This window comes from Winogradskyella arenosi (assembly GCF_003337305.1).
GTDB classification, from domain to species: domain Bacteria; phylum Bacteroidota; class Bacteroidia; order Flavobacteriales; family Flavobacteriaceae; genus Winogradskyella; species Winogradskyella arenosi.
Genome location: NZ_QPJO01000006.1, coordinates 35,162 through 48,979, shown reverse-complemented (window position 1 = coordinate 48,979; position 13,818 = coordinate 35,162). Strand labels below are relative to the sequence as shown.

Annotated in this window: 12 protein-coding genes; 8 read left to right on the top strand and 4 right to left on the bottom strand. The window is 36.0% G+C overall.

Translation table 11 applies throughout. The features are described from left to right. Positions 1-31: 31 nt before the first annotated feature. From DFQ08_RS14895 to DFQ08_RS14885, 3 genes are all read right to left on the bottom strand, one after another. Entirely contained in the window at positions 32-748 is a 717-nt protein-coding gene (locus DFQ08_RS14895; protein WP_114310845.1) for an ion transporter, read from the bottom strand. A 16-nt stretch (positions 749-764) separates the two neighbouring features. Beyond that, complete coding sequence (gene obgE, locus DFQ08_RS14890; protein ID WP_114310844.1) at positions 765-1,763, bottom strand: GTPase ObgE; 999 nt, start codon at positions 1,761-1,763, stop codon at positions 765-767. A 63-nt stretch (positions 1,764-1,826) separates the two neighbouring features. Next, entirely contained in the window at positions 1,827-2,936 is a 1,110-nt protein-coding gene (locus DFQ08_RS14885; protein ID WP_114310843.1) for an adenylate kinase, read from the bottom strand. Between the two features lie 166 nt (positions 2,937-3,102). On the opposite strand from DFQ08_RS14885, the gene DFQ08_RS14880 reads away from it, so the two are divergent. The 5 genes from DFQ08_RS14880 (at position 3,103) to DFQ08_RS14860 (ending at position 8,253) form a co-directional block, all read left to right on the top strand. Further along, positions 3,103-4,257, top strand: a complete 1,155-nt coding sequence (locus DFQ08_RS14880) for a 5-(carboxyamino)imidazole ribonucleotide synthase (RefSeq protein WP_114310842.1) — start codon at positions 3,103-3,105, stop codon at positions 4,255-4,257. Positions 4,258-4,404: 147 nt separating this feature from the next. Next, positions 4,405-4,884, top strand: coding sequence for a 5-(carboxyamino)imidazole ribonucleotide mutase (gene purE, locus DFQ08_RS14875; protein WP_114310841.1), 480 nt, complete (start codon positions 4,405-4,407; stop codon positions 4,882-4,884). A 169-nt stretch (positions 4,885-5,053) separates the two neighbouring features. Then, entirely contained in the window at positions 5,054-7,084 is a 2,031-nt protein-coding gene (locus tag DFQ08_RS14870) for a M3 family metallopeptidase (RefSeq protein WP_114310840.1), read from the top strand. 314 nt (positions 7,085-7,398) lie between these two features. Beyond that, positions 7,399-7,956 (top strand): sigma-70 family RNA polymerase sigma factor, encoded by a 558-nt coding sequence (locus DFQ08_RS14865; RefSeq protein ID WP_114310839.1) that lies wholly within the window; start codon positions 7,399-7,401, stop codon positions 7,954-7,956. A 33-nt stretch (positions 7,957-7,989) separates the two neighbouring features. Beyond that, complete coding sequence (locus tag DFQ08_RS14860) at positions 7,990-8,253, top strand: hypothetical protein (RefSeq protein ID WP_114310838.1); 264 nt, start codon at positions 7,990-7,992, stop codon at positions 8,251-8,253. Here the strand turns inward: DFQ08_RS14860 and DFQ08_RS14855 are convergent. Further along, a complete protein-coding gene (locus DFQ08_RS14855) occupies positions 8,218-9,066 on the bottom strand; it encodes a UbiA prenyltransferase family protein (protein WP_114310837.1) in 849 nt (282 codons plus the stop codon). The genes DFQ08_RS14860 and DFQ08_RS14855 overlap by 36 nt on opposite strands. A 121-nt stretch (positions 9,067-9,187) precedes the next feature. On the opposite strand from DFQ08_RS14855, the gene gcvP reads away from it, so the two are divergent. The 3 genes from gcvP to DFQ08_RS14840 all read left to right on the top strand — a co-directional run bounded on the left by gcvP (position 9,188) and on the right by DFQ08_RS14840 (position 13,817). Then, positions 9,188-12,037, top strand: coding sequence for an aminomethyl-transferring glycine dehydrogenase (gcvP, locus tag DFQ08_RS14850; RefSeq protein WP_114310836.1), 2,850 nt, complete (start codon positions 9,188-9,190; stop codon positions 12,035-12,037). 168 nt (positions 12,038-12,205) lie between these two features. Then, complete coding sequence (locus tag DFQ08_RS14845; protein ID WP_114310835.1) at positions 12,206-13,264, top strand: 3-oxoacyl-ACP synthase III family protein; 1,059 nt, start codon at positions 12,206-12,208, stop codon at positions 13,262-13,264. Positions 13,265-13,295: 31 nt separating this feature from the next. Beyond that, positions 13,296-13,817, top strand: coding sequence for a methyltransferase (locus DFQ08_RS14840; RefSeq protein ID WP_114310834.1), 522 nt, complete (start codon positions 13,296-13,298; stop codon positions 13,815-13,817). Position 13,818 lies beyond the last annotated feature (1 nt).

Below are 13,818 nucleotides of genomic sequence, written 5' to 3'. Positions count from 1 at the left end.
TATACGGAAATAAAATGTTAAGATCAGAGACTTAATTCTTTTTCTCCTCAACAGGATCTACAGCCTTGGTTAGTGAGGACGAAATAATTCCTGTTGGTATAGCCACGATACCTAGCCCAATGAGTAAGATAAAAAATGTAAACACCCGACCACCAATAGTCACCGGATATACATCACCATATCCCACTGTGGTAAGTGTTACAATAGACCACCAAAGGCTAGAAAATATAGAAGAAAAATGTTCTGGCTGTGCTTCATTTTCAAAATAGTAAATCCCTACTGCTGAAAAATAAATAAGCATTAAGGTAATGACCATAAATAAAATAATCTGCTCTTTAGCCATCTTCATAGCGTTGGCAAAATGTAGCATGGCCTTATTGTAACGCACCAATTTAAACAATCGGAATAAACGAAACATACGTAATAAACGAAGCGAGCGTAAGTCTATACCTAAGGCTAAATAAAACGGTAGGATCGCTAAAAAATCTACGAGACCAAAAAAACTGAATACAAACTTCAGTTTTTTATCGGCAACATAAATTCTCACTACATATTCTAAGGTAAAAACCAGCACACTGAATACTTCAATAGCATTTAAAACTACACGAGTTTGTGGTTTTAAATTGGGTAAAGTTTCAATAGAAAAAGTTATTACCGATACAATAATTAAAAACTGTATGAAGTATGCAAAGCGTCTACTTGTTTTAGTTCCGTTAAGTTCTACCAGATTTTTAAGATAGGCCTTCATACTAAAAACAGCTTGTCTAACTATTTAACAATTTCCAAAGTTGATCTTTTAACTCCGTTAATCCTTGTTGTGCCACAGAGGAAATAAAAAGGTAATCTACGGATAAATCTTTATCTAATATAGTTGAGATTTCAGACTTTAATTCATCATCTAACATATCTGATTTTGAAATTACCACCAAACGTTCCTTATCTAACATTTCTGGATTGTAACGGCGTAATTCATCCTCTAAGATTTCATATTGCTCAACAATATCTTTAGCATCTGCAGGAATTAAAAAGAGTAAAATGGAGTTACGTTCAATATGCCTTAAAAAGTAATAGCCTAAACCTTTACCTTCCGCAGCACCCTCTATAATTCCAGGAATATCTGCCATTACGAAAGATTTAAAATCGCGATATTCCACAATCCCTAAATTAGGCTTAAGTGTAGTGAATTCGTAATCTGCAATTTTAGGTTTCGCTGAAGTTAATACCGAGAGAAGGGTCGATTTTCCTGCATTAGGAAATCCAACCAAACCAACATCGGCTAAAACTTTAAGCTCTAAAGTAATATCCCTTTCTTCAAGAGGAATCCCAGGTTGGGCATATCGTGGTGTTTGGTTCACGGAATTTTTAAAGTGCCAGTTTCCACGGCCACCCATTCCACCTTTCACTACAATCTTTTCTTCGCCGTCTTCTGTAATTTCAAATAATACACTATCCGTTTCAGAATCTCGGACTACAGTCCCCAGAGGCACATCAATATAAATATCCTCACCGTCAGCTCCTGTACTCCTACCAGAACTACCGTGAGCACCATGACCTGCCCTGAAGTGTCTTTTAAATTTTAAATGGATTAATGTCCAAAGGTTAGAATTACCTCGTAAAATAACGTGACCTCCACGTCCACCATCTCCTCCATCAGGACCACCTTTAGCAATATATTTCTCGCGATGTAAATGCGCAGAACCTTTACCTCCGTTTCCAGAAGAGACATGCATTTTTACGTAATCTACAAAATTTCCTTCAGTCATAATCAAGACTCACTATTGTGAGCACCTTTTTAGTTTTATTCCTATAAAGTTAGGAATAACAATTTATAATTTATCGATTGCCGCACTTAAACGCACGGTAATTTCTTCAATACTTCCAACGCCATCAACGCCAAAGTATTTGTTTTGTTCAGCGTAATAATCTTTTAAAATCGCTGTTTTCTTATAGTATTCTTTAATACGGTTTCTAATAATACTCTCATCAGCATCATCAGCGCGTCCACTCGTTTCACCACGCTTTAATAAACGTTGCACTAAAACCTCATCATCAACTTCTAAGGCAACCATAGCATTAATTTGAGAATCTTTATTCCCCATTAACTCATCTAAGGCTTGGGCTTGAGCATTGGTTCTTGGAAAACCATCAAAGATAAATCCTTTGGCATCCGAGTTTTTCTCCACCTCTTTACTTAACATATCTATAGTCACCTGGTCTGGCACTAGCTCACCTTTATCAATAAATGACTTTGCCAACATTCCTAAAGCGGTTTCGTTTTTAATATTAAATCTAAAAACATCGCCTGTAGAAATATGTATTAAATCATATTTTTCTTTTAAAAAATTTGCTTGTGTTCCTTTGCCTGCACCTGGAGGGCCAAATAGGACTATGTTCGTCATGTGTTGTGTTGTTTTTAATTGGTATACTGCCGGTAAATCTCTCCCTAAACCATCATAATCAAGGCCATAACCGACTATAAATTTGTTAGGAATTTCTAGACCAACATAATGAAGTTTAAAATCTTTAGCATAAGCTTCTGGCTTATAAAACAAGGTAGCAATAAGCAGTTGTTTTACATTTTCATTTTTGAAAATGCGGTGCACTTCCTCTAACGTGTTACCAGAATCTATAATATCTTCTAAAATAACGACAGTTCTATCGGTAAGATCTTGTGTTAAACCAATAAGGCGCTGAATATCTTCTGTAGATTTTACACCTTCATAAGAGGCTAGTTTAATAAACGTGACTTCGCAGGGTTTTGGATATTTTTTAACAAAATCGCTCACTAACATAAATGAACCGTTCAAAATCCCAACAAAAACTGGCACCTCATCCCCTAAGTCCTTAGCTATAGCATCTGCCATACGCTGAACCACAGCATCTAATTCTTGCTCTGAGACAAAAGGTTTAAAGTATAAATCGTGAAGCTTTACCACTATCTTTTTATTTTAGAATCGCAAAGATACATATTTGAGCGCCGATTGCACATTTTTTGATTTAGGAATTTATAAGTATGTATCATTTTTAGCTTATTTTTGCTCTTGAAAAGCAGATATTTAATCCTAAAAAAGTTTCCCGTTTTTAAGGGAACAACAAACATTGATGAACTATTTTTCTTCAAACTTTAAACTTGGTATTCTTGGTGGCGGACAACTTGGCAAAATGATGCTGTACGACACGCGTAAATTTGACATATACACAGCAGTATTAGATCCTAGTGCTTATGCCCCATCTCGACTGGCTTGCGATGAATTTTCTATTGGCGACTTATTAGACTACCAAACCGTTGTTGACTTCGGAAGAAACGTAGATGTACTAACTTTTGAAATTGAAAATGTTAATGTTGACGCCTTAGAAACTTTAGAAAATGAAGGCGTAAAAGTTTTTCCTTCATCAAAAACACTACGAACTATTCAGAATAAAGCCACGCAAAAAACTTTTTATAGCGAAAATGGTATTCCAACGGCCGACTTCTTAAAATTTGACCATACCACAAACATCAATACAGCACTTGATGAAAATGAACTCAACTACCCTTTTGTATGGAAAAGTGCTCGGTTTGGTTATGATGGTACAGGTGTAAAAGTTGTAAAAAGCTCTTCAGATTTAGAAGCCCTACCAAATGTAGAATGTATTGCAGAGCAATTAATTCCTTTTAAAAATGAATTGGCTGTTATTGTAGCACGTAATGTTAAAGGCGAATTAAAAACCTACCCTGTGGTAGAGATGGAATTTCACCCTGAAGCCAACCAAGTAGAATATGTTATTTGCCCAGCGCGTATTCCCGATGCCATTGCTAAAAAAGCAGAATCCGTAGCCTTAAAAACAGCTGCAGCCTTTGAACACGTTGGTTTATTGGCCGTTGAAATGTTTCAGACTGAAAACGATGACATCTTAGTCAATGAAGTCGCTCCAAGACCTCATAATTCTGGGCATTACAGTATTGAAGGAAGCTATACCTCACAATTTGAGCAGCAATTACGATGCATTCTAGATTTACCTTTAGGCAATACAGAAAGTAAAGTAGCTGGTGTTATGGTTAATCTTGTAGGTGCTGAAGGCTATACCGGTAATGTCGTTTACAAAAACATTGAAACCATCTTAGGCATGGAAGGTGTTACCCCGCATATTTACGGAAAAAAACAAACAAGACCCTTCAGAAAAATGGGCCATGTAACCATTGTGAATAAAGATATTTCAGAAGCCCGTAGAATTGCTGAAGAAGTTAAAAACAGTATTGCCGTTATAAGTCAATAGCTTTTTAGACCTGCTTTGTTAACACTGCTGTTAACAGTTTCAAAAAAATTGGTCAGCCCCATGCTGTTCCCTTAACTTTGAGACCTATTAACAACAGATCAATACAAAAGCAAGAATTACAATTCAAAAAAATAACCAATATACATTATGAATAAAGTAGCCGTAATAATGGGAAGTAATAGCGATATGCCAGTGATGCAAGATGCTATAGATATATTAAAAGAATTTCAAATTGAGGTTGAAGTAGATATCGTTTCTGCTCACCGTACTCCAGAAAAACTATTTGATTTCAGCAAAAATGCTCACAACAGAGGCATCAATGTTATTATCGCTGGCGCTGGTGGTGCCGCACATTTACCAGGTATGGTTGCTTCTTTATCACCACTTCCAGTCATTGGAGTTCCTGTAAAAAGTAGTAATTCTATTGACGGTTGGGATTCTGTTTTATCCATATTACAAATGCCAGGAGGTGTACCTGTAGCCACTGTAGCTTTAAACGGTGCTAAAAACGCAGGGATATTAGCTGCTCAAATTTTAGGGAGCGCAGATGCCGCTATCTTATCTAAGATTGTAGATTATAAAGAAGGTTTAAAAGCTAAGGTGATAGAAACGGCTAAAAACTTATAAAAAAAGCCTCAACTTGCGTCAAGGCTTTCATTGCTATTAATCAATACTAATCTCAATATAAACCTACTTGAAGATTAGTAGTGCAAAGATAATCATCTTAATAAGGTCTTGAGCTAAAATAATAGCTAAATTTTTCTTAATCAAACACTTAATTAAAATTCTCATTACCATGACGATTCTTAATAAACCCTTTTCAACACCTTATAATACTGCACCTTTTTCTAAAATTAGCACAGAAGATTATTTACCAGCTTTTAAAGAAGGTATAAAAAAAGCTAAAGCAGAAATAGATGCCATCACCGCTAATACGGAGAGTCCGACGTTTCAAAATACAATTGAAGCCTTAGATTATTCAGGAGAAGAACTGGATCGTTTATCGAGTATTTTCTTTAATATTAACTCCGCAGAAACCAATGAAGCCATTCAGAAAATAGCACAAGAGGTTTCTCCACTACTCTCGGATTTCAGTAACGACATCACCTTAAATGAGGCTTTGTTTAAACGTGTAAAAGTGGTTTACGACTCAAAATCGTCATTAACCCTAACCACAGAACAAGAAACTCTTCTAGATAAAAAATACAAAGGGTTTTCTAGAAATGGTGCCAATTTACCCGAAGCCAAAAAAACAGAGTTACGTGCTATAGATAAAGAGTTAAGCCAGTTAAAATTAAAATTTGGCGAACATATTTTAGCCGAAACAAATGCTTACGAATTACACCTTACCAACGAAGAGGATCTTTCTGGCCTGCCAGACGGCGCAAAAGAAGCCGCTAAACAATTGGCTGAAAGCAAAGAGAAAGACGGATGGCTAATCACCTTAGACTACCCAAGTTATATTCCGTTTATGACCTATGCAGACAATAGAGCACTAAGAGAAGACCTTTCCAAAGCTTTTGGACGCAAAGGATTTCAGAACGATGCTTTAGACAACCAAGACATTGTTCTTAAAATAGCAACACTTCGTTTTAAGCGCGCGCAACTCTTAGGTTATAAAACCCATGCGCATTTTGTATTGGAAGAGCGTATGGCAGAAACACCAGAAAAAGTAACGTCTTTCTTAAATGAACTGCTAGAAAAAGCAAAACCTGCAGCAATAGAAGAGTTTAAAAAACTAGAAGACTTTGCAAAGGAATTAGACGGTATAGATCAACTTCAAAAATGGGATTCTGGTTATTATTCTGAAAAATTAAAGCAAAAGTTATTTGATCTTGATGACGAACAACTAAAACCATATTTTAAATTAGAAAATGTCATAAACGGTGCTTTTACTGTAGCAGAAAAGTTATTTGGTTTACAGTTTGAAGAAATTGATACCATAGACAAATATCATGAAGAAGTCCTAACTTATAAAGTTACCAATGCTGAAGGCGAATTGGTTTCTATCTTTTATGCAGATTTTTTCCCAAGAGCTGGCAAACGTAACGGCGCGTGGATGACGTCTTACAAACCACAAATGATTAAGGACGGTAAAAACGATAGACCTCATATTTCTATAGTTTGTAATTTCACCAAGCCAACAAAAAGCAAACCTTCTTTATTAACATTTAATGAAGTCACCACTTTGTTTCACGAATTCGGACATGCCCTTCATGGTATGCTAGCCAACACCACTTATCCTAGCTTATCTGGAACAAGCGTATATTGGGATTTTGTTGAATTACCAAGTCAGGTGTTAGAAAATTGGTGTTACGAAAAAGAAGCCCTAGAGCTCTTTGCTACCCACTATGAAACGGGTGAAGTTATCCCTATGGCGTTAATTAACAAAATAAAAGCGTCTGCAACTTTCCATGAGGGCATGCAAACCTTAAGACAATTAAGTTTTGGTCTGCTAGACATGTCTTGGCACGGTGTAGACCCTACCGCAATTAAAGATGTAAAAGCTCATGAAGTTGAAGCTTTTAAAGACACGAGTCTTTATCCTGATGTTGCCGAAAATTGCATGAGTACAGCCTTTGCACATATTTTTCAAGGCGGTTATTCTTCTGGCTATTACAGTTACAAATGGGCAGAAGTTTTAGATGCTGATGCTTTTGAGTATTTTAAAGAAGAAGGTATTTTTAGTAAAACCGTAGCCAACAAGTTTAAAACTTTTGTCTTGTCTCAAGGCGGAACAGAAAATCCAATGGTTTTATACAAACGATTTAGAGGTAAAGAACCACAACCTGAAGCCTTATTAAGACGTGCCGGCTTATTAAAATAGGACACTAAATTTTAGTACGAAGCTTACTTAGATTATAGTTATAAAAAAGGAAAACGAAATGTTTTCCTTTTTTTATACCATTATGTCTTCAAATCACGACCAACCCTGTACGGATCACCTCAACATTAAAAAACTAAAACATAGAAATTATGCTTAGCAAATAAGCATTTTTATGTGACCAAATCCCCTTCCCAAAATGGTCTTTTAGAATAAAGGCGAATGAAATGCGTCTCTTAAAGTTATGTTTAATTTTTATAATAAAATTAAATCTCAACATTTTAACTTATTTTTGAATTTGTAATGACATCAAAAAAATGCCTAAGCATCAAATAAACCCTAACAATTGGGTCAACCAATATTCCGACTACCTCTTCAATTACACGATAACACGTGTAAATGATAGAGAGATTGCCCAGGATTTAATTTCTGAAACCTTCCTAGCAGGCTTAAAGTCCATGGTCAATTTTAAAGGTGAAGCAAGTGAGCGTACATGGCTCATTTCAATTTTAAAACGAAAAATTATTGACCATTATCGTAAAATCAATTCTAATAAAGGCAAAGCTGAAGTTAGAATGAATTACCATAACGATACAGAAACCGAAGGCGATTGGCTAGAGGAGCGTGTTTCAGATGCCTCAGACAAAACTGCTGAAGATACCTTAGTGAATTCTGAAATGGGTGACGCCATCTACGATTGCATCGCTAAATTACCACAGAAACAAGCTGACGTTTTTAAAATGAAAACCATTTTAGATTATGACACAGAAACAATTTGTAAAGAATTGAATATTACTGCGTCTAACCTATGGGTTATAATCCATAGAGCACGAACTGGTTTAGCAGAATGCATGGAAAAAAATTGGTTTAATTAAAATTGATACCCCGCTTAAAACGGAAAAGATAAAATGAAAAAAAGTTTTTTATTTATAACTTGTGATGAAGCCAAACATATTTGCGATAAAGCACAATATGGGGAAGCGACAGCTTGGGAAAAAGCAAAATTAATGTTGCGAATTTTCTATTGCCATGTTACAAGGACGTATTCAAAGAAAAACACGAAGTTGTCAGAAACTATTGCCTCTTCTAAAGTGCAATGTTTAAAGACTGAAGAACGCAACAAATTACAAATGGCCTTAGAAAAGGAACTCTCTAAGCAAAAACAACAATAAGAGCCAAAATATTGGCAAACTCTCTACCCAAAACGCACTGTAATATCGGGATTGATTTTTATTAGAAAAACACAAAAACATTAGTGTGATTATCATAATCCCTAATGACGCCATTGTGATATAGGTATGCGATTCAGTTTTAAAGCAATTGAGAAGCACAAACAAGAGCAATAACACCACTCCAAATAGCTTTGTTTTTTTAATCCCAATCGTTTGCGGAATTGTAGCAAGTTTTAAACTGTCGTAATTTAAATCCCTTATCTCAAAAGGGAACATTAAAACCAAGATAAAACAGAAACGCTGTGCCCCAATTATAAGGACATCTTGGTGTATTTCACCCTCCTGATTCACTAAAGGCAAAAACACGGTTGTCACCATCCAGATTAGAGCGATGAGATAAACCTTTAAACCACTTACCTGCCTCAGGTTTTTTTTATCATCATATAAATAATGTTTAGGGATCATAACAGGAATGGCGTAAAAAAAAGTGATCACGCCTAGTACCACTATCCAAACCAAGGTTGTCCCTTGGAGATGCCATAAATAATACCCCATTGCTAAGAAGGCTCCAAACGAAAATACTTGAATACTTTTTAACCAACTCGCGATGCTTCGGTGATGAAATTTCACCACGCCAAAATACTTCACAAAATTATAGCCCGTAATCGTAGCAAAAAACACAAATAAAAGTAGCGACCAATCCTGCTGTAAATACAGCTCTATCATGGTTACCCACGAGAGAGCGACAGCAGCAAAAGCCACATGAATACTACTGTTGAGATAAAAGTTAAAAAGCCGTTTTAACACATTCATAAAACAAAAGTAAGCATTGTGTTAATAACCTTTTATTTCGGTTAAAAACTTTAGAGTGCATTAACTAAAAAATTAGCCTAAATCCGTACTTTTGCACAACTCAATTAATTATAATTATTTAATGGATACAACTTCTTTTGCATTACGACATATTGGCCCAAATTCAGATGAGCAACAAGCCATGTTAGACACGATAGGTGTGGATACGATAGCTCAATTAATCACTGAAACCATTCCGGGTAATATTCGTTTAGAAAAAGATTTAGATCTTGATGCGGCAATGAGCGAACAAGAATACCTCAGCCACATCAATGAACTATCTCAACGAAATAAAATATTTAAAACTTACATTGGCTTAGGGTACTACCCTACTAATTTACCAGCTGTTATTCAGCGTAATGTATTAGAAAACCCAGGTTGGTATACGGCTTATACACCATACCAAGCTGAAATTGCACAAGGCCGATTAGAAGCTTTGTTAAATTTCCAAACCATGATTATTGATTTAACAGGGATGGAAATTGCCAATGCCTCACTTTTAGATGAAAGTACTGCGGCCGCTGAAGCTATGGCCTTATTATTTGCGGTAAGAGAGCGTAGCCAAAAGAAAGCGAACGTAAATAAATTCTTTGTTTCAGACTTAGTTTTACCACAAACTATCGATTTACTTGAAACTAGAGCTAACCCTATAGGTATTGAACTCGTTATTGGTAACGAAGCAGAATACAAATTATCTGATGAGTATTTTGGAGCCTTACTTCAATATCCAGGAAAAAATGGTCAGATTACAGATATTAAATCTTTTATAGAGCAAGCCAATGCTAAGCATATTAAAGTGGCTGTTGCTGCAGATATTTTAAGCTTAGTAAAACTAGAAGCGCCAGGAAAATTTGGAGCTGATGTTGTTATCGGTACTACCCAACGTTTAGGAATCCCTATGGGTTATGGAGGCCCTCATGCCGCTTATTTTGCAACAAAAGAAGCTTACAAGCGTGATGTTCCTGGTCGTATTATTGGTGTTACCAAAGACGCCAACGGTAACCGTGCTTTACGTATGGCTTTACAAACAAGAGAACAACATATAAAACGAGATAAAGCCACTTCAAATATTTGTACGGCACAAGTGTTATTAGCGGTTATGGCTGGTATGTATGCCGTTTATCACGGACCTAAAGGTCTTACCTTTATTGCTGATAAAATTAAGAACTCAGCTTCTACCCTAGCCAATGCTTTAACGCAACTTGGTTTAGAGCAAGTTAATTCGCATTATTTTGATACTATTCAGATTAAAGCGGATGCGGTTAAGGTGAAGTATGAAGCGGAGAAAAATGAAGTCAACTTTCATTACCCAGATACCAATACCGTTACAATTGCAATTAATGAAACCACAACCCTTTCAGATTTAAATGCTATCATTTCAATTTTTGAAACGGTGACTGGTGAAACGACTGCAAAAATAGAAAGCACATCAACTAACCAAACCATTCCTGAGCACTTAAAACGTAAAAGCGACTTCTTAACAGCTGACGTTTTTAACACGTACCATTCAGAGACTGAATTAATGCGTTACATCAAGCGTTTAGAGCGTAAAGATTTAGCCTTAAATCATTCTATGATTTCCTTAGGGTCTTGTACCATGAAATTGAATGCAGCTTCAGAAATGTTGCCTTTAAGTTGGCCTAGTTGGGGGAATATGCACCCTTTTGTACCTTCAGACCAAGCTACAGGTTATAAGTTAATGCTTAAAGCTTTAGAAAATCAACTTTCTGAAATTACAGGTTTTGCGGCGACATCACTTCAACCTAACTCTGGTGCACAAGGTGAATTTGCAGGCTTAATGGTGATTAAAGCTTATCATGAATCTCGTGGTGATCATCACAGAAATATCTGTTTAATTCCATCATCGGCACACGGAACCAACCCCGCAAGTGCTGTAATGGCCGGAATGAAAGTGGTGGTAACAAAAGCCTCTGAAGACGGAAATATTGATGTAGAAGATTTAAGAGAAAAAGCAGAATTACATAAAGATAACCTTTCAGCATTAATGGTAACTTATCCTTCTACCCATGGAGTTTATGAGTCAGCCATTAAAGAAATTACACAAATTATCCATGATAATGGTGGACAAGTGTATATGGATGGTGCCAATATGAATGCTCAAGTAGGCTTAACAAATCCAGGAAATATCGGTGCCGATGTTTGTCACCTAAACCTGCACAAAACGTTTGCTATCCCTCATGGTGGTGGTGGACCAGGTGTAGGCCCAATTTGTGTTGCTAAACAACTAGTTCCTTTTTTACCAGGAAACCCAATTATTAAAACAGGAGGTCACCAAGCAATTACAGCTATTTCTGGAGCGCCTTTCGGTTCTGCTTTAGTTTGTTTAATCTCTTACGGTTACATAAAAATGTTAGGCTATAGAGGTCTTAAGAAAGCTACTGAAGTTGCGATTTTAAATGCCAATTATATCAAAGAACGTTTAAGCGGATCTTATCCAACTTTATATTCAGGTGAAAATGGAAGAGCTGCTCACGAAATGATTATTGATTGTCGTGACTTTAAAGCCAATGGTATTGAAGTTACAGATATTGCAAAACGTTTAATGGATTACGGATTCCACTCACCAACAGTATCCTTCCCTGTTGCTGGCACCATGATGATTGAGCCAACAGAAAGCGAAAGTAAAGCTGAAATGGATCGTTTTTGTGATGCGATGATTTCTATTCGTAAAGAAATAGAAACAACTTCAAAAGAAGATGCTAACAATATGCTTAAAAATGCACCACATACTATGGAAATGCTCACTTCTGATGAATGGGACTTACCCTATACTAGAGCGGCAGCAGCGTATCCGCTAGACTTTGTTAAAGATAACAAATTCTGGCCAAGCGTAAGACGTGTTAACGACGCTTATGGCGATCGAAACTTAATATGTAGTTGCGCTCCTATAGAAGACTATATGGATGCATAATCTTATTATAAAACACAAAAAAGTATTCAAACCGAATACTTTTTTGTGTTTTAAATAGCGACTGCTAATAATTATTAAGAATTTATCAAAAATTAAATCTTTTAAAACACTACAGTAGGGAAAGCTCTTTAATATTGACTAATTTCGTAATTACGAAAATAAACAACGATGGGGATTAAAATCACAGGAACAGGAAGCTATATACCAAGCTATATAGAAAAAAATGAGAACTTTTATAATCATCAATTTTTAAATGCAGATGGTTCTACAATTAAGAATTCTAATGAAGTTATTGTAGAGAAATTTAAAGCCATTACGGGAATTAACGAAAGGCGGTATGTCACAGAAGATTTAAACAACTCTGACATTGCCACATTTGCAGCCGAAAAAGCGATTGCAGACGCTAAAATAGATAGAGAAACAATTGACTACATTATTGTTGCTCACAATTATGGCGATATTCTTCATGACTCAGAACAAAGTGATACGGTACCTAGTATTGCTTCACGCGTAAAACATTTATTAAAGATTAGAAATCCAAAATGTGTAGGTTATGATATCCTTTTTGGTTGTCCAGGATGGATTGAAGGCGTTATACAAGCCAAAGCATTTATTGCTTCTGGTATTGCGCAACGTTGCTTAGTTATAGGTTCTGAAACCTTATCTAGAGTAATAGATCCACATGATAGAGATTCTATGATTTATGGCGACGGTGCAGGTGCGGCTATTATTGATAAAAGCGACCTTGAGGGTGGTATTTTAGCCCATGAAACAGCAACCTTTGCCTTTGATGAGTCCCATTATATTTTCTTCGGAAAAACCAACGATAAAGACAGTGATGCCCAACGTAAATACATTAAGATGTATGGACGTAAAATTTACGAATTCGCATTAACGAATGTCCCACAAGCTTTAAAATCTTGTTTAGAAAAAAGCGGAAAGTCTATAAAAGACGTAAAGAAAATATTAATACATCAGGCAAATGAAAAAATGGATGAAGCTATTGTAAAACGTTTTTACAAACTTCATAACATGGACATGCCTGAAGGGGTTATGCCAATGACCATTAATAAGCTAGGGAACTCTAGTGTGGCCACCGTACCAACCTTATATGATGTGATTTTAAAAGGCGACTTAGAAAATCAAAACATTAACGAAGGTGACGTTATTATTTTTGCCAGTGTAGGTGCTGGTATGAATATTAATGCCATTGTTTATCAATATTAATTAAACGCCAGACCTTCAGTAGTTCCTTTTTATGTACGAGAAAACATACCCGAATAAACGTTTTAATTTAACGCTACAATTCTTAAAAAAACACGTTTCCACTTCGGAAACAATTTTAGATTTAGGGGTAAAGAATCCGTTTACTGAAATTATGCTATCAGAAGGCTATAGTGTAGAAAATACTAAAGGAGAAGATTTAGATGAAGACCGGAAAGCTATTCTAGCCTCTCCGGCCAAAGTGGTTACTGCATTTGAAATTTTTGAGCACCTCTTATCACCTTATGAGGTTTTAAAATCTATAACGGCCGATAAGATACTTATTAGCATTCCACTTAAATTGTGGTTTGCCTCAGCCTATAGGAGCCAAACCGATATGCGCGATCGTCATTATCATGAGTTTGAAGATTGGCAATTAGATTGGCTCTTAGAAAAAACAGGATGGATGATTAAAGACCGTCAAAAATGGACCAACCCCGTAAATAAATTAGGGATTAGACCTATTTTAAGACGCTTTACACCGCGTTATTATATTGTTTATGCTGAACGGTCTTAAA